Below are 25,015 nucleotides of genomic sequence, written 5' to 3' on the forward strand. Positions count from 1 at the left end.
GAGCCGCTGGGCGATCGCCTTGCCGATCCCCGAGCCGGCCCCGGTGACCAGCGCGATGCGCCCGGCCAGCGGCTTGGGCTTCGGCATCCGCTGCCTCGCCCCGGAGGCGAGCAGGTCGAGCAGCCGGCGCAACGCGTCCGAGGGTGCGGTCACGGCGGTCATGCTAGGACGAGACGGCCGCCGTCTCCGCCTCGACGTCGTCCTGCAGCGATTCGCCGCGGGTTTCGCGGGCGGCGAGCAGCGCGATCGCCGTGATCAGGCACATCGACGCGACGTACAGCGACACCGGCACGGTGCTGCCCCAGCTGGAGAACAGCGCCACGGCGATCAGCGGCGCGACGGCCCCGGCGGCGATCGACGACAGCTGGCCGCCGATCGAAAGGCCGGTGTAGCGCACCCGGGTCGGGAACTGCTCGGCGAAGAACGCGGCCTGCGGGCCGTACATCGCGCCGTGCAGCACCAGCCCGACGGTGGTGGCCAGCACGATCACCGCCGACGACTTCGTGTCCAGCAGCGCGAAGAACGCGAAGCCCCACAACGCCATCCCGATCGCGCCGAACAGGTAGACCGGACGGCGGCCGACGCGGTCGGACAGCGCGCCCCACACCGGGATCGTCACGAAGTGCACGGCCGAGCCGATGAGCACCGCGGTCAGGCCCACGCCCTTCGGCAGGTGCAGCCCGGTCGTGACGTACACCAGGATGAACGCGGTGACCACGTAGTACGACACGTTCTCGCCCATCCGGGCGCCGATGGTGATCAGCACCTGGCGCCGGCTGTTGCGGAAGACGTCGACGACCGGCACGTGCTTTTCGGTGCGCGCCTCGGCCCGGCGCTGGGCGGCGAGGAACACCGGCGACTCGGCGACGGCCAGCCGGATCCACAGCCCGATCAGCAGCAGCACCCCGGAGAGCAGGAACGGCACGCGCCAGCCCCACGACATGAACGTCGCATCGGACTGCGTCGCGGACAAGGTCGCCAGCACCGCGGTGGCCAGGAGGTTGCCGCCGGGCGCGCCGCACTGCGGCCAGCTCGCCCAGAAGCCGCGGCGGCGGTCGTCACCGTGTTCGGAGACGATCAGGACGGCGCCACCCCACTCGCCCCCGAGCGCGAAGCCCTGGACCAGGCGAAGCAGCGTGAGCAGCAGCGGAGCCAGCACGCCCGCGGTGGCGTACGTCGGCAGCACGCCCATCAGGCAGGTCGAGCCGCCCATCAGCACCAGGCTGACGACCAGCAGTTTCTTGCGGCCGAGCCGGTCGCCGAAGTGACCGAAGACGAGCCCGCCGACCGGCCGGGCGAGGAACCCGACGGCGTAGGTGAGGAAGGCCAGCAGCGTGCCGGTGAGCGGGTTCGCCGTCGGGAAGAACAGCTTGTTGAACACCAGCGCGGCGGCCGAGGTGTAGAGGAAGAAGTCGTACCACTCGATGGTGGTACCGATCAGGCTCGCGCCGACGATCTTGGCGATCGCCGGCCGCTGGGGTTGGCTCACTGCGGACTCCACTTCCTTGTGGTGACGGGATTCAGGCGGCGGTCCAGCCGCCGTCGAGCGGGATGGAGGCCCCGGTGATGTGGCCGGCGTGCGGCGAGCACAGCCACACCACCAGGGAAGCGACGTCCTCGGGTTCGATGAGCTTCTTGATCGCGGCCCGCTTGAGCAGGACTTCGGCGACGACGTCCTCGCGCGGGATGTCGTGCTCGGCGGCCTGGGCGTCGATCTGGCCGTCGACGAGCGGGGTGCGGACGTAACCGGGGTTCACGCAGTTGCTGGTGACCCCGAATTCGGCACCTTCGAGCGCGGCGACCTTCGAGAGGCCTTCGAGGCCGTGCTTCGCGGCGACGTAGGCGGCCTTGTAGGCGGAGGCGCGCAGCCCGTGGACGCTCGACATGTTGACGATCCGTCCCCAGCCCCGGGCGTACATCGCCGGCAGGGTGCGGCGGATGAGCAGGAAGGGCGCGGTGACCATCAGCGCCTGGAGGTGGGTGAACGCCTCGGGCGGGAAGTCCTGGATCGGCGCGACGTGCTGGACGCCGGCGTTGTTGACCAGGATGTCGACCTCGGCGGGCAGGGCGCCGATCGAAGCGGGGTCGCTGAGGTCGGCGGCGTGCGCCCAGCCCCCCACCTCGGTGGCGGCCGCCTCGGCCCGGTCTTCGTCCAAGTCGACGACGTGCACCTTGGCCCCGGCCGCGGCGAGAGCGCGGACGCAGGCGAGGCCGATGCCGCTCGCCCCGCCGGTGACGAGGGCGGTGCGCCCGTCCAGATCGCTGGTCATGGACGGGAACGGTAAGCGTGACGCCGATCGCTAGCTATGTGCGTGAGGACTACAGCTGGGGAAGATCCAGTGGTTTCGGCCGACATAGCGCGGCGAGGAAGGCGTCCCAAGACGGACCCGAACCACGCTCTGCCGACCCGTCTTCGCGACCTCGCCGAACCGCTGCCCCCTCATGGAGGCCTACCGCCTCATGAGCGTTCCGCCAGCACCGCGAGATAGTGCACGTTCGTCATGACCCCGAGGACGTTGCCGAACGGGTCGGCGACCGACGCCGTCACGAAGCCGGGCCCGCGCTCGGTGATCGGCTCGAACTCCTTCGCGCCCAGTTCGAGCAGGCGGGCGACCGTCGCCTCGAGGTCGTCGACGTGCCAGTAGACGATCTCGCCGCCCGGCGCGTCCTGGGTCGCGGGCGCGTACTTGCGGTCGATGAGGCCGAATTCGTGCTGGTAGTCGCCGATCCGGAACTCCGCGTACCCGGGTCGCTGGAAGTAGGGCTCGAGGCCCAGGAACTCCGTGTACCAGGCCTTCGCGGCTTCGTGGTCGGCGGCGTAGTACGAGACGGTGGCCATTCCTCGCAGCATGTCCTGCTCCTCTCAAGCGGTGTGGAGCCCATCATGCCGGACCAAAGTGCGCACCAAGTGAGCACTTTGGCGATCCTCCTTCCAGGATTCCGTTGCACCGATGAATGCTATTGTTCGGACATGCCCGAAAGTGACCCGAAGCGGGTCTTCGTGTCGTACACGCATGATTCACCCGCGCACAAGGATCAAGTGCTCGCGTTCAGTGAATTCCTGACGCGGAACGGCATGGAAGTGACCCTGGACCAGTGGAAATTGGCCCACCGCCAGGACTGGTACGTCTGGGCGATCAAGAGCATCGAAGCCGCCGATTTCGTCATCGTCGTGGCTTCGGAAACGTACCGCCGGGTCGCCGACGGGTACACCCCGGCCGGAGGAAACCGCGGCCTGCAGTCCGAAGCCGCGTTGCTGCGGGAAAAACTGCACAGTGACCGGCCGACGTGGACGAGGAAGATCCTTCCGGTCGTATTCCCGGGACACACCCCGGCGGAAATCCCGGAATTCCTGCAGCCGCAAACGGCCGACCACTACTCCGTCGCCGGGTTCACGGTCGCGGGCTGCGAGTCCCTGCTCCGGGTGCTGACCGGCCAGCCGCCGCACGTCGAGCCGATCCGGGGACAGAGGCCCGACCTTCCCCCGCGTTCCGCGAGGCCGGCCCGGTCGCAACCCTCACCCACGCCCGGCCTCACGCAGAAGGTGGATTCGCGAGGCGGCGGCATCACGATCGTCAACCAGGGCGGCGATCAGAACGTTTCCCTGTGACGGTCCGCCGGTGGCGGCTCGCCACCGGCGGACCGGGCCCTTCGGCTAGGCGGAGGTGTGCCTCGCCCGGACCATCTTCTTGATGATGGCGAGCGCCCGTTCGTTGTCGCGCCAGGCGATCTCGTTGTCGGCGCCGAGCGTCTCGCCGAAGCCGGTGTTCAGTTCGACCCGCTCGCCGTTCACGATCGAGATCGTGAACTTCTGGGCGTAGGGGATGTCGGCGTACTTCTCGTACTCGCCGCCGTCGACGTCGTGCTCGAACAGCTCGTCGACCTTCCGGAACAGGGCGGTGATCGACGCGGGCATGGCGACCCGGTCGGTGGAGACGCCCACGATGTCCCGGTAGTGCCACTCGGTGATCTGCTCGTAGACGGGCTCGCCGGTGTGGAAGTCGAGGGCACAGCGGTAGAGGCTGATCAGGTCGTTCGTCAAGAACAGGATCAGCACGTCGTAGTGGTTCGCCCGCCACCGGTGGTCGCCGCCGCGCCGGACGCGCAGCGAGTCCACGATGGTCCCCGACGGCGACGGCACGCCGACCACGGCCTGGATCGGGTAGACCAGATCGCCGCCTTCGTGCTTCGTCGTCGCCACCAGCCGGACCTGACGGCTCGCCTTGGCTTCCAGCGCGGCGATGTCCTGCTGCAGCCAGGTGTCCATCTGCGTGTCGCTCGGCTTGGGTTCCGCCGCCGCGTACCGCAGCAGGTAAGCGCGGTACTGCTTCACCTTCTGCCAGCCCCACTTCGCGGCGAAGTAGGCGATGACCAGCAGCACGAGGCTGGCGGCGTTGTGCGCCACCGCGGCCAGGATCACGCTGAGCGCCGCGGCCCCGAGCGCGATCGCCCCGGGCGCCGCGCTGCGCTGACGCGGCGTGCGCACGAAGTACCGTCTGACCGCTTCTCCGCGTGCCGGATCGAAGTCACGGGCCACGGGCACGTGCTCGGGTTCCGCGGCCGCCACCATGCCGAGCTCACCGGCTCGCGCCTGCAGCAGCTTCCAGGTCCGGCCCTGAGCCCGTTTCACGTGCGTGGCCAGCGGCTCCAGCTGCGTCGGCTGCAGTTCCCCGATGCTGCCGGCCAGGACGTCCGCCGGCGGCGGCTTGGCCGGCATGCCGATCGCCGCGTAGTAGTCGTCCTTCACCAGCGCCCACAACACGTTGGCCTGGTGCGTCACCACCACGTCGCCGTAGCCGATGGCCTGCTCGATGTGGCTTTCGATGCGGTCGATCTGTTCGGGTGACCGGTCACTGGGCGGACGGCCGTCCAGCATGGCCAGTGCGGCGCAGAAGTGCCCGGTGGCCAGATCCCGCTGCGCCTCGGGCATCTTCTGGGCGCCCACTTTTCTGGCGTCACTGAGGAATTCTTCGAACTCGTTGACCGCCTTGGCGTACAAGCGACCTTTGAGGGCCATCAGACCGTTCTGGAGGTGGTCTTTGACGGACTCCATGTATATGGTCTGGTTGCCGCCCTGGTTGGCGAAAACCGAGCCACCGTCTTTGTTGTGGACGCTTTGCCGGGAATGTGGGTCGTTCGTCACCGAGGTTCCTTTGGTTTGCGAATGCACCGTGATTCCGATCACAGTGGCCGCCAAGCCTAGGCGCCGCCTCCGGCGAGTTCCACGAACCCGGACTATTGACCGGGTATTGACAACAAATTGTCAGGTCTTGGAGACGCAGCCCGGCCACCGGCATCGGATGCGACACTTCCCCCATGCGCGCCGACCGCCTCGTGGCCACCCTCCTGCTGATGCAGACGCGCGGCCGCGTCACGGCGGCCGAGCTGGCGGCGGAGCTGGAGATCTCCGTCGCGACCGCCCGCCGTGACCTCGAAGCCCTCTCCACCGCGGGCGTGCCCGTCTACCCGCAGCCGGGCCGCGGCGGCGGCTGGCAGCTCGTCGGCGGCGCGCGCACCGACCTCTCCGGCCTGAGCGCGCGCGAGGCGCAGGCGCTGTTCCTGCTGGCCGGCCCGGCCGCGGCCGGCGCACCGGAGGTCAAGTCGGCGCTGCGGAAGCTGATGGGCGCGCTGCCCGGCACGTTCCGGGCGGACGCCGAGGCCGCGGCCGACGCGATCGTCGTCGACCAGGCCGGCTGGGGCGAGCACCCGAAGGAACGGCCGCCGATGGTCGAACTGCTGCGCGACGCGGTCATCGCCCGCCGGCAGGTACTCCTGACCTACGCCGGGCGCGAGAAGTCGGAACGGCTCGTGGATCCGTGGGGCCTGGTCGACAAGGACGACGTCTGGTACCTGGTCGCCGGCACCGCGAAGGGCCGCCGCACCTTCCGCGTCGACCGGATCGTCTCGGCCACCCCGACCGGCGACGCCGCGAACCGCCCGTCGGACCTGGAGCTGGCCGAGGTGTGGCGGGAAGTGGTCGAGGAGGTGGAGACGCGCCGCTCGTTGCTCAGCGCGGAGGTGGTGCTCGACCGCCGGTACCTCGGCGTGCTCCGGGACCGGTTCGGCCGGCACTGCGAGCTCGTCGCCGAACTGCCCGGCGACCGCGTCCGCGCGCGGGTCGCGGCGCCGTCGCCGATCATGATCGCGCAGGAGCTGGCGGGCTGGGGCGCGCTCGTCGAGGTGGAAGGCCCGGAGCCCGTCCGGGCCGAACTGGCTCGCCTCGGCGCCGAGCTCGTGGCCCGCTATAGCGCCTGATGTCGCATATGACCGTTTCCTTCCCGGCGTCTCCCGAATACCGCTCGCACACCCTCGGAAGATCGTTCCGCCCCCGTCCGGATGACGTCCCTCACCGCTGTACTCGGTGAACGCCGTTAATCGGTCTACAATGGACATCCGGAGGAGCCACTGGGAGTGTCCGTTACCCGCCGGTATCTGGCCGTTCGGAGTACCCCTGATCACCCATTTGCTGCTAACGTGACACCTCCGTGACCTGAACGTGCGTTCGGTGACACTTCGGTGAGGGCAGACAATGCGTGACGATGTGGTCGAAGCGAGTGCCGTGGTCGGGCACCCGCCGGACGTGGTGTGGCAGATCGTCGGATCGCCGGAGTGGTACTCGCGGTTCGTGCCGGAGATCAGCTGGTGCGAGATCCAGGAGCCGGCCGGGCGCGGACGCGGTCCGAAGGGCGTGATCCGGATCGTCCCCACTCGGGGACCGATGCTGGAGACGCAGATGCAGGCCGTCGTCTACCGGCCGGGTGAGCACGTCGTGTGGTGCGGGGTCCCCGACGAAGGCACGTGGGTCTCGCTGGAACTGAGACCGCTGGCCGGCGGCCAGACCGAACTGTTCGTGCGGATGATGCTGCCGCCGTCGCACCTGGAACTGGTGTCGTCGATCAAGAAGGACGTCCGCTCGGTCGCCCGGCGCCTCGACCTGCACCTGGCCGGGGAACACGACCCCGACGCCGACCGCGACGGCAACAAGGCCACCAAGCTGCGCACCACGAGCATCCTGCTGCGCGCCGGCGTGCTCGGCGCCGGGCGGCCGGACAAGCTGGCGCGCCAGCTGAACTCCCTCGCGCAGTGGGGCGCCACGGTCGCGGGCGGCTACCAGGCCGCGGCGGCCCGCGTCCCGGACGAGACCGCCCTGCACGACGAGCGGAGCCTGCGCACCTTCCGCCAGGTCCAGGAGCGCAGCGACCGGCTCGCCAACGCGCTGAGCGAACTCGGCGTCGTCGAACGCGACCGGATCGCGCTGATGTGCCGCAACCACTCCGCGATGATCGAGTCGTTCGTCGCCGCCAGCAAGCTCGGCGCCGACGTCATCCTGCTGAACACCGGCCTGTCCGCCGCCTCGGTCAAGGACGTGCTCGCCGAGCACGAGCCCTCCGCCGTGCTGGCCGACGACGAATTCGCGCAGACCATCGCGAACGTCCCGGGTGACTTCGCCCGGATCAGCACCTGGCCGGACGCCGACACCGGCTACCCGACCGTCGACGAGCTGATCCAGGCCGCACCCGCCGACCGCCCGAAGCCGGTCGACCGGCCGGGACGGCTGATCGTGCTCACCTCCGGCACCACCGGGACGCCGAAGGGCGCGCGCCGTCCCACGCCGAAGGGGCTGGGCACCGCCGCGGCGATCCTCGACCGGATCCCGCTGCGCGCCGGCGACCGGCTGCTCGTGGCCGCGCCGCTGTTCCACACCTGGGGCCTCGCCGCGATGCAGATCGGCATGGCGCTGCGGGCGTCGCTCGCGCTGATCCGCAAGTTCGACGCCGAAGAGACGCTGCGGACGATCGCCGAGCAGAAGTGCGACGCGCTGTTCGCCGTGCCGATCATGCTGCAGCGGATCATGGACCTGCCCGAGCGGGTCCGCGCGCGCTACGACCTTTCTTCGCTGCGGATCGTGGCGAGCAGCGGCTCGGCGATGTCCGGGTCGTTCGTGACGTCGTTCATGGACACCTTCGGCGACGTCCTCTACAACTTCTACGGCTCGACCGAGGTGTCCTGGGCGAGCATCGCCGACCCGGCCGACCTGCGCGCCGCGCCGACCACGGCCGGCCGCTGCCCGCTCGGCACGCGCCTGGCGATCCTCGACGAGGACCGCCGGCCGGTGCCGCCGGGTGGCGAGGGCCAGATCTTCGTCGGCAACGACATGCTGTTCGAGGGCTACACGAGCGGCACCGACCCGGCCCGGTCGGCCGGCATGATGGCGAGCGGCGACGTCGGCTACCTCGACGCGGCGGGCCGGCTGTTCGTCACCGGCCGGGCCGACGAAATGATCGTCTCCGGCGGCGAGAACGTGTTCCCCCGCCCGGTCGAGGAGGCGCTGGTGGCGCTCCCCGGCGTGCACGACGCGGCCGTGGTCGGGGTGGCGGACCCGGAGTGGGGCCAGCGCCTGGCGGCGTACGTCGTCCCGCGGCGGGGCGCGTCGCTGCACGCGGAGGACATCCGCCAGTACATCCACCACCGCCTGGCCCGGTTCGCGGTGCCGCGGGACGTGTACTTCGTGCCGGACCTGCCCCGCAACGCGACGGGCAAGATCCTCAAGCGCCTCCTGCACGACGACACCTGGCCGGCGACCAGCGAATACTGAAGGCGGGCGCCGACCGAGCGCGAGAAGACGTCAGGCGAGCTCAGCCGACCGGCTGACGCAGCACCGTCCGGAGCTTCGCGGGCTCGACGCGTCTCGGGTCGCCGAGGTACACCTCGTGGTGCAGTCCCGTCGGCTTCAACCCTTGCTCCGCGAGGAATTCGTCGTGCAGCCGGGCCAGCAACGGGCCTTCGTCGTCGTACGAGCCGACGTGGAGCACTTGCGCGCACCGGCCCTCGTGCAGCTTCTCGAGCCGGACCGGCGCGTCGATCTTCTTCTTGCGCCGCACCGCTTCCCGTGCTTCCTCGACGGCGTCTTCGCCGATCCGCGAAGGCTGCGCGATGAGCATCGTCCACTGCCAGGAATCCTTGGCGCGCACGGTGAAGGCCGCGTAGTCGTCCGCCCACCACAGACCTTCCAGCGGACCCACGACGAAGTCCTCGCCGCGCTGCTTCGCCGTCATCTTGATCGTGTACGCGAAGGCGTAGAGCGCTTCGACGGCCTTCCGGTAGCTCTCCGCCGTGTTCGGGTTGCCCCGGCCGTCGATCGCGAGGAACTGCTGTCCGGGGACGTCCACCAAGGCCCAGCCGGTGTTCTTGGGGGCGTAAAGCTGCTTGAGGTCCTTCTTGACGTCGTACGGCATCAGAGCATTCCTTTCAGCCACTCGGCTTCCGCCTCGAGCTGTGCGATGGAGTAGTCGAAGATGGCCCGGACGAACGGCGGCGCTCCGGACTGGACCGCCGCCGCCCGTCGGACCTCGGCCAGCCGTTGCCCGACCGCTTCCGCGCGCCGGGCCAGCGCGGCCGCCAGCCGCTCGGGCGGGACGACCGGGCTGTTCGCCAGGCCGACGAGCACCGGCTGGTGCACCGGGCGCAGCTCCGCGATGGCGGCTTCGGCGGCGGCCGCGCACGCCTTCCGGCCCGCTTCGGTGGCCGTGAACGTCTTCTTGGCCTTGGGGTGCGCGCGTTCCCCCGAGACCTCGGCGACCAGGCCGCGGTCTCGGAGTTTGCCCAGCACGTAATAGATCGAACTGAAGCCGAGCGCCGTCCAGCCACGCATGCCGCGTTCCGAGACCACCTCGTCCAGCTCGTAGCCGTGCCTCGGCCGCTCGACCAGGAGGCCGAGCACCGTCAGTTCCGCATCGGTCAGCACGTCCGTATCCTAGCACTAGAATAGTCGGCTTCCGGAAATTGTCGGTGGGTGCTGGCATGCTTCAGCGAGTACCGGAAAGCGAGGGAGCACAGTGGGGGGACAGGTGGTGACGGCGGTGCCGTGGACCGCGGAACGCGTGGCCGGGCTCGCGCCGGATCCCGCTTCGGAGAAGGCGGGCCGGGCGCTGGCCACGCCGGCGAAGTGGTCGGGCGCGGGTGCGTCCGAAGACGCCGTGTGGGGCTTCTGCCAGGGCAGCGGCAAGAAGCCGTACCAGACGTGCGTGGAGCTCGCCGAGCCCGCGTTCCGGTGTTCCTGTCCCAGCCGGAAGTTCCCGTGCAAGCACGCGTTGGGCCTGCTGCTGCTCTGGGCGGCTCGTCGGGTCGACACGGCGGAGCCACCCGAGTGGGTGCACACGTGGCTGGCCGAACGCGCCGACCGCGCCCAGCGGGCGGAAAAACGCGCCGAGGCGGCGGGGCCGAAGGACGAGGAGGCGGCCGCCCGCCGGGCCGGCGAACGCGCCGCCCGCGTCGAAGGGGGTGTCGCGGAGCTGAAGGGCTGGCTCAACGACCGGATCGGCGCCGGCTTCGCGGGCTTCGAGCGCAACGGCGGCGAAGAACTGCGCACGGTCGCCGCGCGGATGGTCGACGCGCAGGCGTCCGGCCTCGCGGGCGGCCTGCGGCGGGCGGCCGGGATCGTCGGCCGCCGCGACTGGCCGGAGGCGCTGCTCGCCGAACTGTCGCAGCTGTACCTCCTGGCCGACGCGGCCACCCGCCTGGACGAACTGCCGCCCGCGCTGGCGGAGACCGTCCGCACCCGGCTCGGGTTTTCGGTGGAGACGGCGCGCGTCCTCGACAGCGGCGAGCGCGTCGCCGACGAGTGGCTGATCACCGGCGCCGCGGACGAGGAGAACGACCGGCTGCTCACGCGGCGCACGTGGCTGCGCGGCCGCCGTACGGGCCGGGACGCGCTGGTGCTGTCGTTCGCGCCGCCGGGGCGTCCCCTCGACGCGTCCTTGCCACCCGGCCACCTGCTCGCGGCGGAACTGGCGTTCTACCCCGGCGCGGCGCCACTGCGAGCCCTCGTGGCGGAGCGTGGCATCCCCTCCCCGGCCCCGGCGGCCGACGGCGGTTCGATCGAAGACGCATTGGCGGCGTACGCGCGGGCGATGGCGGCGGACCCGTGGCTCGAACGGTGGCCGGTGCTGCTTTCCGACGTCACCCCGGCCGAACACGCCGGCGGCTGGTGTCTGTCCGAAAAGGACGGTACGGCGCTACCGCTGGTGCCGTCGGCGTTCCCGTGGTCGTTGCTGGCGATGTCGGCCGGCCGCCCCTTGACCGTGGCCGGTGAGTGGAGCCCGGCGGGTTTGCGGCCCCTGACCTGCTGGCACGAGAACCGGGCGGTGCGGGTGTGACCCACCGAGCGACAGCGGAACCGGCCGATGCGGGCCTGCGCAGGCTCACCCGCCGACCTGTGCCGGGCGATCGTGAGCCGGGCGGCCCGAAACCCCCGGAAAACTCGCAATGCAGCCCACGTCATCCCCGAATCCAGCCATTCCGAAAGGCGGTGAAGCCGTGAAAGCCTGGGAAGACCTCGTCGGCACCGCCCTCCTCGGCACCCGGCGGCGCACCCTCGACCCGTCGGCCCAGCCGCCGGCCGTGCAGGAGCTGATCGGCGACCGCGCCGATCCCGCCGAACAGCTGCTCTCCGCCGCGGCCGTGCTCACCACCTACCGCCGGGCCGGGCGGCGGCCACTGCACGACGTCCGGCCGCTGCCGGTGGCCGCGCCCGACGAGCGGCCGTTCGTGCCGCCGCTCGCACGGGAACGGCTGGGCCGGCTGCTCGCCGCCAGTCATCCCGACCTGCTGCTGGAGTGGCTCGGCATCGTCGCGGGCACGGCCTACCGGGTCCCGCCGGAAACGCTGCCGCTGCTGGCCGAGGCCGCCCGCACCAAAGCCGCCCTGCGGGGTCCGCTGGTCGCGGTCGCCGGTCCGGTCGGGGCGTGGCTCGGGCAGCGCAACCCGGACTGGGCCTTCCTCTCCGCCCCCGCCGAAGAGTCCGGTGACGTCTGGCAGTACGGCAGCCTCGCCCAGCGCCGCCGCTGGCTCGCGGCGAAGCTCGCCGAAGACCCGGACGCCGCCCGGGAGGCCCTCACCACGTCGTGGAAGAGCGAGCCCGCCGACGTCCGGGCGGACTTCCTCGGCGTGCTCGCCGGGCACGTCCGGGCCGGGGACGAAGCCTTCCTCGAAGCCGCGCTGAGCGACCGTGCGGCCGCCGTCCGCGAACAGGCCGCCGACCTGCTCGGCCGGCTGCCGGGCACGCGCTACGGCCAAGGCATGGCCGAACGGCTGCGACCCCTGCTCCGCCGCCGTGGCCGCGTGCTGGAGGTGGCCCTGCCCCGGGGCGAACGCGGCGACGGCACCGTCCGGCTGCGCACGCTCGTCGCGGCCGCACCGCTGTCCTTCTGGGCCGAGTTCGGCCCGCCGGCCGAGGTCGTGCGGATGACCGTCGAGGGCTGCCCGGCCGGCGTGCTGCGCGACTCCTGGGCCGCCGCTGCCCTGCGCCAGCGCGACGAAACCTGGGCGAAAGCCCTGATCGGAGCCGATCCGGGCGGGCGCACCACCCCGCCGCTGCTCGGCGTGCTCAGCCCGGCGAGCCAGGCCGCCACCGTCGGGCACCTGGTGAGCAGGCTGCCCACCGAGTCGTTCGCGCGGCTGGTGCACGAACTGCCCCGGCCGTGGACGAAGGAGCTCGGCACCGCGCTGCTCGACTGGGTCGCCCGCCAGGAGGACCACCGCCTGGTCTCGCACGCCGCCGTCGTGATCGCCCGCGCGGTCCCCCGCGGCTGCCTGGGCCACCCGCTGGCCACCACCCGCCTGACCATGGACGCCGGGCCGTGGCGCCGGGCGCTCACCGAGACGTTGAACTTCCGCCGCGAAATGTACGAGGAGCTCGCATGACCGCCCCCGCCACCGTCCTCCGGCCGCACGCCGAACAGGACCACGCCGCCGAGCTGGCCGCGCTGGCCGCCGCCGACGACCGGGCCAAGCCGCCGAACTGGCACCTTTCGCCGTGGGCCGTCGTCGAGTACCTGCTCGGCGGCACCCTGCCGGACGGCACCGTGCTCACCCCGAAGTACGTCGGCCCGCGGCGGCTGATCGAGGTCGCCGTCGCGACGCTGGCCACCGACCGCGCGCTGCTGCTGCTCGGGGTGCCCGGCACGGCGAAGACGTGGGTGTCGGAACACCTGTCCGCCGCCATCAGCGGCGATTCGACGCTGCTGGTGCAGGGCACCGCGGGCACGTCCGAGGAGTCCATCCGCTACGGCTGGAACTACGCCCGGCTGATCGCCGAAGGCCCGAGCGCCGCCGCGCTCGTCGAAAGCCCGCTGCTGCGTGCGATGCGGGACGGCAAACTGGCCCGGCTCGAGGAGCTGACGCGCATCCCCGCGGACGTCCAGGACTCGCTCATCACGATCCTGTCCGAGAAAACGCTGCCGATCCCGGAGCTGGGCACCGAGGTGCAGGCGCGGCCGGGCTTCAACCTGATCGCGACGGCGAACAACCGCGACAAGGGCGTCAACGAGCTGTCCAGCGCCCTGCGGCGGCGGTTCAACACGGTGGTGCTGCCGCTGCCGGACAGCGCCGAAGCCGAGGTCGAGATCGTCCGCAGGCGGGTCGCCGAGCTGGGTACGTCGCTGCAGCTGCCCACCGAGGCCGCCGAGCTGGCCGAGATCCGCCGCGTGGTCACGGTGTTCCGCGAGCTGCGCTCGGGCCGCACCGAGGACGGCCGCACGGCGGTGAAGTCGCCGTCCGGCACGCTGTCGACCGCGGAGGCGATCAGCGTGCTCACCGGCGGTCTCGCCCTGGCGACCCACTTCGGCGACGGCGTGCTGCGCCCGCACGACATCGCGGCGGGCATCCACGGCGCGGTGGTCAAGGACCCGGTGGCCGACCGCGCGATCTGGATCGAATACCTGGAAACCGTGGTCCGCGAACGCGACGGCTGGGCCGACTTCTACCGGGCCGGTCAGGAGTTTTCGTGAGCCGTCGCACCGGAAACGGGGACCGGGGTCCGGTGGGAGAGGGGGCCCGCCCGTGACCACCCACCTGCTCGGCATCCGCCACCACGGACCCGGGTCGGCCCGGGCCGTGGCGGCCCGGCTCGCCGAACTGGCCCCCGACGTCGTGCTGATCGAGGGGCCACCCGAAGCCGACGCCCTGGTGGAATTCACCGAAGACCCGGCCATGGCGCCGCCGGTCGCGCTGCTGGCGTACGCGACCGACGACGTCTCGCGCGCCGCGTTCTGGCCGTTCGCCGTCTTCAGCCCGGAATGGCAGGCGCTCGCCTACGCCCGCGAGGCCGGTGTCCCGGTGCGGTTCTGCGACCTCCCGGCCGCGCACACCTTCGCGGCCGCGCCGGACGAGCACGCCGGGCCGCCCGGTGACCCCCTCGCTGCCCTCGCGTCGGCCGGCGGCTACGACGACCCGGAACGCTGGTGGGACGACGTCGTCGAGTCACGGCGGGACGACGAGAGCCCGTTCGAGGTGATCGCCGAGGCGATGACCGCGTTGCGGGAGGACGAAGAACCACCGCGGGGCCACGAAGCGCGGCGCGAAGCCCACATGCGCTCGGTCCTGCGCCGCACCCGCAAGGACGGCTTCGAGAACATCGCCGTCGTCTGCGGCGCCTGGCACGTGCCCGCGCTGGCCGATCCGCTGCCGCCGGCGTCGCACGACCAGGCCGTCCTCAAAGGACTGCCGAAGCGGAAGGTCGCGTGCACCTGGGTGCCGTGGACGCACGGACGCCTCGCCACGGCCAGCGGCTACGGCGCGGGCGTGCGGTCGCCGGGCTGGTACCACCACCTCTTCACCACGGCCGAAGACGTCACCACGCGCTGGCTGGCCGGTGTCGCGGCGGTGCTGCGGAAGGAGGACCTGCCCGTCTCGACCGCGCACGTCATCGAGGCGGTCCGGCTGGCCGAAACCCTCGCGACGCTGCGGGGCCGGTCGTCGGCCGGGCTCGCGGAGGTCACCGAAGCCACCCGGTCCGTGCTGTGCGGCGGGGACGAGGTGCAGGTCGAGCTCGTCACGCGGCGGCTGGTGGTCGGCGAACGGCTGGGCGAGGTCCCCGACCGCGTCCCGCAGCCGCCGCTGGCCGCGGACCTGACCGCGACCGCGAAGCGCCTGCGGCTGAAGAAGGACCCGGTCGTCAAGGAACTCGACCTCGACCTGCGGACGCCGGGTGGGCTCGAGCGCTCGAAGCTGCTGCACCGGCTGCGGATCCTCGGCATCGAGTGGGGCAGCCGGGAGGCGTCGGCGCGGCGGAACAAGGGCACGTTCCGCGAAACGTGGGCGCTGTGCTGGGAACCGTCGTTCGAGGTCGACCTGGTCGCGGCCGCCGGGTACGGCACCACCGTGCCGTCGGCGGCCACGGCCGCGGTCCGCGGGGCCGTCGAGGGCACGCCACCGCTGGACGAGGTGACCACGGCCGTCGAGAACTGCCTGCTCGCCGACCTGCCGGAGGCGCTGCCCGAAGCGCTCGCGGCGCTCGACGCGCGGGCGGCGGCGGACGCGGATGTCGCCCGGCTGATGTCGGCGCTGCCCGCGCTGGCCAGGGCGACCCGGTACGGGAACGTCCGCGGCACCGACACCGCCGCACTGCAGACCGTCGCCGACCGGATGCTGGACCGGATCTGCGCCGGGCTGCCGCCGGCCGCCCACGGCATCGACGACGACGCCGCGGCCCGGCTGGCCCAGCTGGTCGACGGGGTGCACGACGCGACCTCCCTGCTGGGCGACGACGCGAAGGAACGCTGGCTGGCGGCGCTGGCCCGGCTGGCGGAACGGCCGTCGCTGCCGCCGCTGCTGGCCGGCCGGCTCAGCCGGATCCTGCACGACGCCGGGTTGTTCGACGCGCTCGACATCGAACTGCGGCTGGGCCGGGCGCTCACCCCGGGCGTCGCGCCGGCGGTGGGCGCGGCGTACGTCGAGGGCTTCTTCGACGGCGGGGCGCTGCTGCTGGTGCACGACGAAGGCCTGCTGCGGGTGATCGACGCGTGGCTGACGGCGATCCCCGCCGACGTCTTCACCGAAGTGCTTCCGTTGCTGCGCCGCACTTTCGGTGCCTTCAGCGGGCCCGAGAAGCGGGCGATCGGGCAGCGCGCGGCCGGGCTCACCGGTGCCGCTCGCGCCGTGCCCATGGCCGACGAACTGGACGAGGACCGAGCCGGGCGCGTGCTGCCCGTCCTGGCGACACTGCTGGGGGTAGGGGTATGAACACCGCCGACGCACTCCCTCCCGCGGAGGCGGCAATCAACACCGCCGACGCACTCCCTCCCGCGGAGGCGGCCATGAACACCCCCACCGACCGGGTCCGGCGCTGGCGGCTGGTGCTGGGCGGGGACGGCGCCGGGCCGGGGTCCGGGCTGGAGGACGCCCAGCTGTCCGATGAGGACAGCGGGGTGGACGCGGTGCTGGCCGCGCTCTACGACAAGCCCGACGAGGAGGCCGCGAGCGGGCCGCGCAGTGCGAACCTGGGTGCGTCGGCGCCGCGGGTCGCGCGCTGGCTGGGCGACATCCGGCGGTACTTCCCCAGCACCGTCGTGCAGGTGATGCAGCGCGACGCGGTCGACCGGCTGGGGCTCACCCGGATGCTGCTGGAGAAGGAGCTGCTCTCGGCGGTCGAGCCGGACGTGCACCTGGTCGGCACCCTGCTCTCGCTGAACGGCGTGCTGCCCGAGGAAACCAAGGAGACCGCGCGGGAAGTGGTCCGCAAGGTCGTCACGGAGCTGGAGGAGCGGCTCGCCGAACGCACCCGCGCGGCCATCCGGGGCGCGCTGGACAAGGCGTCGCGCACGCACCGGCCGCGCCCCGGCGACGTCGACTGGGCGCGCACGATCCACGCGAACCTCAAGCACTACTCCCCCGAGCTGCGCACGATCGTGCCGGAGAAGCTGATCGGCTTCGGCCGCCGGCAGCACGCGGTGCAGCGGGACGTGATCCTGGCCGTCGACCAGTCGGGCTCGATGGCGGAGTCGGTGGTGTACTCCGGGTTGTTCGGCGCGGTGCTGGCCTCGATGCGGGCGTTGAAGACGTCGTTCGTCGCGTTCGACACCGAGGTCGCGGACCTCACCGAGCACCTCGCCGACCCGGTCGACGTCCTGTTCGGCACCCAGCTGGGCGGCGGCACCGACATCAACCGGGCGATCGCGTACTGCCAGGGCTTGGTCGAACGCCCCGAGAAGACGCTGCTGGTGCTGATCAGCGACCTCTACGAGGGTGGCGACGAAGAGGAACTGCTGCACCGGATCGCCGAGCTGGCCGGCGCGGGCGTCCAGGTGGTCACGCTGCTCGCCCTGTCGGACTCGGGCGCACCGTCGTACGACCACGAGAACGCGGCGGCGCTGGCCGAGCTGGGCGTCCCGGCGTTCGCGTGCACCCCGGACCAGTTCCCGGACCTGATGGCCGCCGCCATTCGCGGCGACGATCTGCAGGGCTGGGTCGCCCGCGAGAGCAGCTGAGTTGCGGGATTAAACCGACCGGCGAAGGGGTTGAGGAGGGCGTGGGACAGCTCCCGCAGGAAGGACGGTTCACCATGAAGGTCCGCAGCTCGATCCGTTCGCTCGCCCGCCGGCCCGGCGCCCAGGTGATCCGGCGCGGCAACCGCGTCTTCGTGATCAACAAGGACGACCCGCGCTCGAAGGCCCGCCAGGGCTGACGAGCCGCCGGGACCGGCCGCACCGGTCGTGAACGGCAGTTCGACCGAAGTGAGAACCCCGCCGGACCGGGTCGGGGCACCGGTCCGGCGGGGCGGTCCGCCTACAGCTTCCCGGGTCCGGTGGCGGAGCCGCCGGCCGGGGCTCCGCACGTCACAGCGGGACGACCTTCGTCGCGCCGAACGTGCCCTTCAGCGGCACCACCACGGACCGGCCGCGGACCGTCACCGTGACGCTGTCCTGCAGCTGCGTCGGGTCCGACACCGCCAGCTGCGCCCGGGCCCCGCACCGTCCGAGCGCCACCGACGCCGGCCCCGACACGCTGACGTCGCCGACCGAGCCCGCGGCGAAGAAGTTCGCCAGCAGCGTGCCGTCCTCGACCCGGACCGCCTGCGCCACCGGGGTGTTCGCCAGCACCCGCCACGCCCACGACGCCGTCAGCGTGTCGATCACCGAAGCACCGGGCAACACCGCGTACGCGTACTTCGCGTCCGTCGGCTTGACCCCGTGTTCCAGGATCAGCTTCTGGTAGCGGCGCGTGTTCGGCGTCGTGGTGCCCTTGGTGTTGGCGCCGGTGTCGATGTCACGCCACGCGCCCGTCCGGTCTTCGCGCAACGCCGTCACCGAGGCGTCGTCGAGGAGCACGTACCCGCCGACGTTCTCCAAGTGCAGCCGACGCGGACGACGCAGCGCCGAGGCTTTCCCGAGCTCGGCCGGCACCCGCCGGCCGTCCGCCAGCAGAGCACCGCGGCCGCCTTCGCCGAGGTTGCGGTTCTCGATCGTCGTGCGCACCGCGGCCCCGGAGGTGCCGGTGATCCCGGCGCCGAGGCAGACGATCCCGGCCGGGGTGAAGAACCACGACTTCTTCGCGACCAGGGACCCGTCCCAGGACTTGAAGTCGAACGCGTAGGCGCCGTGCCGCGCGTCCCAGCGGACGCCGCCGGTGTGGGGGTTCGGCCCCACCGGCACCCCGCCGAACTTGGGGTCGACCGGGCCGTCGTTCTCGGTCGTGCCCGGCAGCAGCAGCGGGTCCACCGTCGGCCAGTAGGCGTCGGTGTAGTGGCCCTTGGCGTTCGGCAGGAACGTGTAGAGCACGCCGTCGCCGACGTGGTAGCCCTTGAGGTTCTGCCCGTTGATGGCTTCGTAGCGGGAGATCCGCGTCGAGCTGACGCCCAGCGAAGCCGACCAGTCGCCGGTGACGTGGACCATCCGGTCCTGCTGGCCGAAGATCCGGTGCGTGGCCACCACCCGCGCCGGGCGCGCCCCCGACGCCAGCATGTCCTGCGCGAACTCGATGCCCGGCGTCGCCACCAGGTCCGGGCCGGGCGCGAACCGCTCGGGGTCCGGGATCTTCAGGAAAGGCGCGAACGTGCCTTCCTTGATCCACTTCGCCGCCAAGGCGTTCAGGTCGGTCTTCGTCTTGCCGGCCGCCGTCCGGGCCAGCACCAGCGTCGCGACGGTGAGCTGGTGGCCGATGTCGTGGCCGGTCTCCCCTTGGCGCGACAGCATCCGCCCGCGCACCGGCTCCATCAGTGCGCCTGCGTAGACGAAGGGCGCGAAGCTGTCCGCGACCAGCGCGTAGATCTTGTCCTTCAACGCCTGCGGGAGCGCGTAGCCGGTGCCCTGCGTGACGTGGATGGCGCCGGCGAGCGCGGTCAGCAGCACGATGCCGTAGTGCCCGGGGTACGGGATGGTGTCGTGCTGGATGAACGAGCCGTCGACGTGGAAGCCGTCACCGGCCGCGCGGTCCAGCTTCGCGACGACGCTCGCCGCGCCGCCGCCCGCGACGTCGGTGAGCGCGTCGATGCCGGTCTTGATCCACGCCGTGTCGCCGAGCAGCGCGCCCGACACGATCGAGATGAGCGCCTTGTCCGCGCGGTTGGCACCGGTTTCGACCACCGACGCGTTGTTCGTGCGCAGGTTCGGGTTGCCGGCGAACCGCTTGACCGGCGCCAGGTAGCGGGCCAGCTGGTCCGCGGTGAGCTGGTCGGCGACCACCGACAGCGTGTGCAGCAGGTAGTACGGGATGCCGATCTCGTAGGTGTACCAGTTGCCGATCTCGCCGACGGTCTCGTTGTACTGGCTGGCGTAGATCAGCTCGAGCGCCGCCTTGATGCGGTCGAGCACCACCGGGTCGCCGGACAACGCCCCGCCGGGCGTGCCCCAGTCGACGGCGATCGCGCGCAACCGGGCGTACATCGACGTCGTGTAGTCGCTGCCCGGGCCGAGCGGCAGGTCCGTCCACAGTGGAGCACCACCGCCGGCCACGGACAGGTTCGCGTAGTAGGCCTTGGCAACGCGGCTCAGGTTGGCCAGCGCCTCGGTGCGTTCCGGCGACGGCCGGTTGAGGCCGGTCTGCAGCTGCCGGTAGGCGGCGACGATCGGCGCGGTCGCGGCGGGCACCGGGCTCGCGGCGGGGGCCGGAGCCGCGGCCGCGGCGCTCGCGGCGAAGGCCGGGCGGGTCAGGAGCACGGTGGAAGCGGCCGCCAGGGCACCGCCGCGCAGGGCATTTCTCCGGTTCACGGGCATGACAATGCCTCCCAGGATCAAGACATCCTTGGCTTGCGGGGGAACGGGGATTCAGTTGTGCGGCGGCGGATTTCGTTCCGTGAATGCCACCTTCAGGCCCTAGTGGCCCTGAAGGTGGCATTCACGGCTCTCGGGGTCAGCGGGTGCCGTCGGTGCGGCGGGGCAGCTGCCAGGGGTTGGCCTCCTGGAGGGGTTCGGGCAGGAGGGCGTCCGGGAAGCCCTGCCAGGCGATCGGGCGCAGGAACCGCTCGATCGCGGCGGTACCGACGGACGTCGTGGTCGGGGCCGTGGTGGCCGGGTACGGGCCGCCGTGCTGCTGGGCCCAGCTCACCGTGACGCCGGTGGGCCAGTCGTTCCACAGCAGCCGGCCGGCGACGCGGGCCAGGGCCGGCAGCACCGGCCGGATCCAGTCCGCGTCGGACTCCTCGCCGTGGATCGTGGCGGTGAGCCCCGGTTCGATGACGTCGAGCAGGCGCAGCAACTGGGCCTGGTCGGCGTAGGTGACGATCAGCGACGCCGGGCCGAAGCATTCCTCGTGCACGGTGGCGCCGCCCTCGAGGAACTGCTTGCCGCTCGTGGCCAGCAGCGTCGGCGTGAACGCGGGTGATTCCGGCGGCGACTCGGCGACGACGTCGACGCCGGGCACGTCACGCAGCTTCCCGAGCTGCGACGAGTACCCGCCGGCGATGCGGTCGTTGAGCATCGGCTGGGCCGCCGCGCCCGACAGCGCTTCGCGCAGCGCGTCGGTCAGGCCGTGGTCTTCCGGCAGGAACAGCAGGCCCGGCTTGGTGCAGAACTGGCCGGCGCCGAGGGTGAACGAACCGGCGTAGCCCTGGGCGACGGCTTCCCCGCGCGCGGCGATCGCGGCCTCGGTGACCACGACCGGGTTGACGCTGCCCAGCTCGCCGTAGAACGGGATCGGCCGCGGCCGCGCGTTCGCGATGTCGAACAGCGCCCGCCCGCCGGGGATCGAGCCGGTGAACGACGCCGCGGCGATCCGCGGGTCCTTCAGCGCCGTGACGCCTTCCTCCTGGCCGAAGATCACGTCGAAGATGCCGTCGGGTGCCCCCGCGCCGATCAGGGCTTCGCGCACGATCCGGCCGGTCAGCGCGGACAGCTCCGGGTGCCCGGGGTGCGCCTTGAGGATCACCGGGCAACCCGCGGCCAGCGCGGACGCGGTGTCGCCGCCCGCGACGCTGAACGCGAACGGGAAGTTGCTCGCGGCGAACACCAGCACCGGGCCGATCGCGGTCTTGACCCGGCGGATGTCCGGCCGCGGGCCCATCGGCCAGTCCGGGTCGGCGTGGTCGACGGTCGCGCCGAGGTACTCGCCGTCGGTGAGCACCTCGCCGAACAGCCGCAGCTGGAACGTCGTGCGCTTCAGCTCGCCGGCCAGCCGCGGCGTGGCGGCCAGGTGGGTTTCGGCGTGGGCCAGCGGGACGAGCTCGTCCGCGGCGGCGTCGAGCGCGTCCGCGGCCGCGGCCAGCCAGCGGGCGCGTTCGGCCGGGGTCGCCTCAGCGGCGGGACGGGCGGCTTCGGCGGCTCCCGCCAGGATCTTCTCGAGCGTGGCGGCGTCAGTGGCCTGGCTCATGGGGGGTACAGCTCCTCATCGCGAATTTCCGGGTCCGGGGGCGGGCCCCCGGCGGGGTCCGGGGTCCGACCCCGGACAGCTCAGTGTGTCTCGTGGGCGGCGGCGGTGGCCGTTTCCAGGTCGGGCCAGCGACCCGGACCGGCCAGTCCGAGGTGGTACAGGTGCAGTTCGGCGGCTCCCGCCTTGGCCAGCTCGCCGACGTACGCGGCGATGTCCGGCACCGGTGCGGCGGCGACCGCGGTGATGTAGCTGCCGATCGCGACCCGCTCGGGCAGTGCTTCCCGGGCCGCCGCGACGGCCTCCGCGCCGGTGGCGAGTGCCCACCCGAACAATACGACCGCGTCGACGTCGTCGGGCGCGGACGGCGTCAGCCCGGGCAACGCCCCGGTGACCCAGGGGTCGAGCGCGCCGTGCAGCACGATCCGGATGCCCGGCGGCAGCGTGGCCAAAACGGCGGCCCGCAGCTCGTCGGTGGCCTGCTGCCGGACCCGCAGCAGCATCTGGGTCAGCTCGGGCGGCAGGTTGTCGGCCGTCGCGCCCAGGTCGCCGGTGGCGATGAGCCGCCGCACCTCGTTGGCCAGCTGGGCCCGCACGGCGTCCGCGTCGAGGTCCCAGCCCGCCGCGCAGGCGTCGCAGCAGCAGATCGACGACAGCCGGGCCACCGCGGGCGCCCAGACGCCGTCGGTCTTCTCGTGCTGGTGCTGGTGCACCGCGCCGAGCGGACCGCACGCTTCGAGGATCACCGTCGCCAGGTCCAGACCGTCGACGGCCTCGGCGGTCACCTTCGCGGCGTACTCGCGCACCTCGGGGCGCGAAGGGCACAGCGCCCACGGGTAGGCCTCGCCGAAGCAGTTGCGCACCACGACGTCCGGGTGCTCGTAGCCGAGCCGGGAGTTGTGGGTCAGCACGATCCACGCGGCGGCCGGGATCCCGGCTTCGTTGAGCAGCCGGACGGCGTCACCCCCGGAGTCTTCCGGCGAAACCCAGTCCGGAGTGGACGGTCGCAGTGAGCCCCACCCACCGGGCCGCACGGGCCGGTAGAAGGCCGCGTGCCGCGCCACGACGGCCGTCCGGGACGGCGACCACGGCGTCGCCGCACGGGCGCTGTGGTACGACAGCGCCACGGCCACCTCGTCGACGCCGAGCGCCCGGGCGCGCGCGGCGAACCCGTCCTCCAGGACGTCCCAGGGGTAGGCGTATCCCGTCACCTTCACCGGCTCACCACCTCGCAGTGTTCGGTTCGAAACCTTCGACGAAGTTGCGCATGTACGTCACGTCGTCCCGCTTCTTCAGTCCACATCGGACATAGTTCTCGTGCAGCTTCGCCAGCGCGTCCTCGTCGAGGGTGACCCCGAGCCCCGGGGTCGTGGGCACCGAGACGGCACCCTCGCGGAACTCCAGCACGCCCGGCTCGATGACGTCCTCGACCTTCCACGGCCAGTGCGTGTCGCAGGCGTAGGTCAGGTGCGGCGTCGCCGCGGCGACCTGCACCATGGCGGCCAGGCTGATCCCGAGGTGGCTGTTGGAGTGCATCGACAGGCCGACGCCGAAGCTCTCGCACGTCACCGACAACGACTGCGTGGCGCGCAGACCGCCCCAGAAGTGGTGGTCCGACAGCAGCACGCCGATCGCCCGTGCCCGGAAGCCCGGCTCGACGTCGCCGAAGTTCACCACGCACATGTTGGTGGCCAAGGGCATCGACGCCCGTTCGGCCACCTGCGCCATGCCGTCGATGCCCGGCGTCGGGTCTTCGAGGTACTCGAGGACGCCGTCGAGCTCCGAAGCGACGCGGATGCCCGTTTCGACCGTCCAGGCGCCGTTCGGGTCGATCCGCAGCGGGTGCCCGGGAAACGCCTCGGCCAGCGCGCGGATCCCGTCGACCTCCCGGTCCGGTTCGTAGACCCCGCCCTTGAGCTTGATCGAGCGGAAGCCGTACTCGTCGATCATCCGCTTCGCCGACCCGACCAGCGTCTCCGGCGTGGTGATCTCGCCCCAGGAGTCTTCGCGGCCGTCGACGTGCTGGCCGTACTTGTAGAACAGGTAGGCGGAGAACTCGACGGCGTCACGCGCCTTGCCGCCGAGCAGGTCGGTCACCGGACGGCCCAGGTAGTGGCCCTGCGCGTCCAGGCACGCGACCTCGAACAGCGAGTACACGCTGGCCACGGTCTTGCGGATGGAGAAGCCGCCGATCAGGCCGTGCGCGTCGGTCAGCACGGTGTCCGACAGCGCCTGTGCGACCAGCCGCTGCAGGCCGGGGAGGTCGAACACGTCGTGGCCGCGCAGCCGCGGCAGCACCTTGCGCACCTCGCCGAGGAAGGCTTCGTCGCCGTAGGACTCGCCGAGCCCGACGACACCGTCCTCGCACCTGACCTGGACGACGCTGCGCAGCGCGAACGGTTCGTGCACGCCCATGACGTTGAGCAGCGGCGGGTCCGCGAACGCGACCGGGGTCAGCACCACGTCGAGGATCTTCATCAGCCGAGCCCCTTCAGCGTGACGAAGCCGTCCTCCACGACCTTCTCGAGCCGGTGGATCTGCTCCGGCGTCGGCTCGACCAGCGGCGGCCGGACCGGGCCGACCTTGTCACCACGCAACCGGGCGGCGGCCTTCACCAGGGACACGGCGAAGCCGGGCGTCTCGTCCCGCAACGCCACCAGCGGCAGGTAGAACCCGGTCAGCAGGGCGTCCATCACGCGCGTGTCACCTTCGCCGAGCGCCCGGTGGAAGCGGTGGGCGATCTCGGGAGCGAAACAGTGCACGGCCGAGGAGTACCGGGCGACGCCGATCGCGGCGTACGCCTTGGCCGAGACCTCCGCGGTCGGCAGCCCGTTGAAGAACAGGAAGTTCCGCGCCCGGTCGGTGTCCAGCGCGCGGATGGTGGTGACGATCCGGGTCATCACCTCGACGTCGCCGTAGCCGTCCTTGAGGCCCACGACCGAGGGGATGTCGAGCAGCGACGCCGCCGCCGGCGCGCCGAACACGCCGGTGCCGCGGTGGTAGACGATCACCGGCACGGACGAGTCGCCGACGACGTACCGGACGAAGTCGACCAGTCCCGCCTGCGGCCCGGAAACGAGGTACGGCGGCAGCAGCAGCACCCCGTCCGCGCCCCCGGCCTGGGCCGCCGCGACGCCGGCCCGTGCCGACGCCGCGCCGCCCCCGGCGCCCACCCAGACCGGCACGCGGCCGGCGGCCACCTCCCGGGTCCGGGTGAGCACCGAGGCGTGCTCGGCGGGCGAGAGCGAGCTGAACTCGCCGGTGCCGCACGCGACGAACAGCGCACCGGCGCCCGCCGCGATGTGGCTCTCCACGTTCTCCGCGAGCGCGTCGAGGTTGACCTCGAGGTCCTCGGTGAACGGGGTGAGGGGGAACGCCAGCAGGCCGTCCAGCTCGATCTCGTTCTGTGCCATCAGTTTCTGCTCTCTCGTCCTTTATT

Annotated in this window: 20 protein-coding genes; 9 read left to right on the forward strand and 11 right to left on the reverse strand. The window is 72.0% G+C overall.

What is annotated here, in order from left to right:
* Window positions 1-163: 163 nt before the first annotated feature.
* The 3 genes from AB0M80_RS38880 to AB0M80_RS38890 all read right to left on the reverse strand — a co-directional run bounded on the left by AB0M80_RS38880 (window position 164) and on the right by AB0M80_RS38890 (window position 2,851).
* The gene (locus AB0M80_RS38880; protein WP_364574953.1) at window positions 164-1,489 is read right to left on the reverse strand and encodes an MFS transporter; all 1,326 of its coding nucleotides are present in this window, start codon (window positions 1,487-1,489) and stop codon (window positions 164-166) included.
* A 31-nt stretch (window positions 1,490-1,520) separates the two neighbouring features.
* Window positions 1,521-2,270, reverse strand: coding sequence for a 3-hydroxybutyrate dehydrogenase (locus AB0M80_RS38885; RefSeq protein WP_364574955.1), 750 nt, complete (start codon window positions 2,268-2,270; stop codon window positions 1,521-1,523).
* 188 nt (window positions 2,271-2,458) lie between these two features.
* On the reverse strand, window positions 2,459-2,851 hold the full coding sequence (locus AB0M80_RS38890) for a VOC family protein (protein ID WP_364574957.1): 393 nt from the start codon (window positions 2,849-2,851) through the stop codon (window positions 2,459-2,461).
* Window positions 2,852-2,872: 21 nt separating this feature from the next.
* Here AB0M80_RS38890 and AB0M80_RS38895 point away from each other — a divergent pair, with 21 nt between their 5' ends.
* Entirely contained in the window at window positions 2,873-3,610 is a 738-nt protein-coding gene (locus AB0M80_RS38895) for an SEFIR domain-containing protein (RefSeq protein ID WP_364574959.1), read from the forward strand.
* A 45-nt stretch (window positions 3,611-3,655) separates the two neighbouring features.
* Here the strand turns inward: AB0M80_RS38895 and AB0M80_RS38900 are convergent, their stop codons facing one another.
* Entirely contained in the window at window positions 3,656-5,143 is a 1,488-nt protein-coding gene (locus AB0M80_RS38900; protein WP_364574961.1) for a hypothetical protein, read from the reverse strand.
* Window positions 5,144-5,316: 173 nt separating this feature from the next.
* Between AB0M80_RS38900 and AB0M80_RS38905 the strand changes: the two genes are divergently transcribed.
* A complete protein-coding gene (locus AB0M80_RS38905) occupies window positions 5,317-6,255 on the forward strand; it encodes a WYL domain-containing protein (protein WP_364574963.1) in 939 nt (312 codons plus the stop codon).
* A gap of 274 nt (window positions 6,256-6,529) precedes the next feature.
* Entirely contained in the window at window positions 6,530-8,596 is a 2,067-nt protein-coding gene (locus AB0M80_RS38910; RefSeq protein ID WP_364574965.1) for an AMP-binding protein, read from the forward strand.
* Window positions 8,597-8,636: 40 nt separating this feature from the next.
* Here AB0M80_RS38910 and AB0M80_RS38915 read toward each other — a convergent pair whose 3' ends face one another.
* Both AB0M80_RS38915 and AB0M80_RS38920 read right to left on the reverse strand, forming a co-directional pair.
* Window positions 8,637-9,236: a GyrI-like domain-containing protein gene (locus AB0M80_RS38915; RefSeq protein ID WP_364574967.1), complete on the reverse strand. Its 600-nt coding sequence runs from the start codon at window positions 9,234-9,236 to the stop codon at window positions 8,637-8,639.
* The gene (locus tag AB0M80_RS38920) at window positions 9,236-9,745 is read right to left on the reverse strand and encodes a PadR family transcriptional regulator (RefSeq protein WP_364574969.1); all 510 of its coding nucleotides are present in this window, start codon (window positions 9,743-9,745) and stop codon (window positions 9,236-9,238) included. Before AB0M80_RS38920 ends, AB0M80_RS38915 begins: the two co-directional genes overlap by 1 nt.
* A 103-nt stretch (window positions 9,746-9,848) precedes the next feature.
* Here AB0M80_RS38920 and AB0M80_RS38925 point away from each other — a divergent pair, with 103 nt between their 5' ends.
* The 6 genes from AB0M80_RS38925 (at window position 9,849) to AB0M80_RS38950 (ending at window position 17,461) form a co-directional block, all read left to right on the forward strand.
* Window positions 9,849-11,156 (forward strand): SWIM zinc finger family protein, encoded by a 1,308-nt coding sequence (locus AB0M80_RS38925; RefSeq protein ID WP_364575078.1) that lies wholly within the window; start codon window positions 9,849-9,851, stop codon window positions 11,154-11,156.
* Window positions 11,157-11,316: 160 nt separating this feature from the next.
* Window positions 11,317-12,702, forward strand: a complete 1,386-nt coding sequence (locus AB0M80_RS38930) for a DUF5691 domain-containing protein (RefSeq protein WP_364574971.1) — start codon at window positions 11,317-11,319, stop codon at window positions 12,700-12,702.
* Window positions 12,699-13,787, forward strand: coding sequence for an AAA family ATPase (locus tag AB0M80_RS38935; protein WP_364574973.1), 1,089 nt, complete (start codon window positions 12,699-12,701; stop codon window positions 13,785-13,787). The genes AB0M80_RS38930 and AB0M80_RS38935 overlap by 4 nt, the downstream gene beginning before the upstream one ends.
* 52 nt (window positions 13,788-13,839) lie before the next feature.
* Entirely contained in the window at window positions 13,840-16,020 is a 2,181-nt protein-coding gene (locus AB0M80_RS38940; protein WP_364574975.1) for a DUF5682 family protein, read from the forward strand.
* A 74-nt stretch (window positions 16,021-16,094) separates the two neighbouring features.
* A complete protein-coding gene (locus AB0M80_RS38945) occupies window positions 16,095-17,264 on the forward strand; it encodes a VWA domain-containing protein (protein WP_364574977.1) in 1,170 nt (389 codons plus the stop codon).
* 74 nt (window positions 17,265-17,338) lie between these two features.
* A complete protein-coding gene (locus AB0M80_RS38950) occupies window positions 17,339-17,461 on the forward strand; it encodes a 50S ribosomal protein L36 (RefSeq protein ID WP_364574979.1) in 123 nt (40 codons plus the stop codon).
* Between the two features lie 151 nt (window positions 17,462-17,612).
* Here the strand turns inward: AB0M80_RS38950 and AB0M80_RS38955 are convergent, their stop codons facing one another.
* The 5 genes from AB0M80_RS38955 to AB0M80_RS38975 form a co-directional block, all read right to left on the reverse strand.
* Window positions 17,613-19,988 carry a polysaccharide lyase 8 family protein gene (locus tag AB0M80_RS38955; protein WP_364574981.1) on the reverse strand — a complete coding sequence of 792 codons (2,376 nt, stop codon included), beginning with the start codon at window positions 19,986-19,988 and terminating at the stop codon, window positions 17,613-17,615.
* Window positions 19,989-20,124: 136 nt separating this feature from the next.
* Window positions 20,125-21,579: an aldehyde dehydrogenase (NADP(+)) gene (locus AB0M80_RS38960; RefSeq protein ID WP_364574983.1), complete on the reverse strand. Its 1,455-nt coding sequence runs from the start codon at window positions 21,577-21,579 to the stop codon at window positions 20,125-20,127.
* A gap of 80 nt (window positions 21,580-21,659) precedes the next feature.
* Window positions 21,660-22,793 carry a hypothetical protein gene (locus AB0M80_RS38965; protein WP_364574985.1) on the reverse strand — a complete coding sequence of 378 codons (1,134 nt, stop codon included), beginning with the start codon at window positions 22,791-22,793 and terminating at the stop codon, window positions 21,660-21,662.
* A 4-nt stretch (window positions 22,794-22,797) separates the two neighbouring features.
* Window positions 22,798-24,054, reverse strand: a complete 1,257-nt coding sequence (locus tag AB0M80_RS38970; RefSeq protein ID WP_364574987.1) for a glucarate dehydratase family protein — start codon at window positions 24,052-24,054, stop codon at window positions 22,798-22,800.
* Window positions 24,054-24,989: a 5-dehydro-4-deoxyglucarate dehydratase gene (locus AB0M80_RS38975; RefSeq protein WP_364574989.1), complete on the reverse strand. Its 936-nt coding sequence runs from the start codon at window positions 24,987-24,989 to the stop codon at window positions 24,054-24,056. Before AB0M80_RS38975 ends, AB0M80_RS38970 begins: the two co-directional genes overlap by 1 nt.
* Window positions 24,990-25,015: the final 26 nt, after the last annotated feature.

Origin of the sequence: Amycolatopsis sp. NPDC051045 (assembly GCF_040682955.1) — a bacterium.
GTDB lineage: Bacteria > Actinomycetota > Actinomycetes > Mycobacteriales > Pseudonocardiaceae > Amycolatopsis.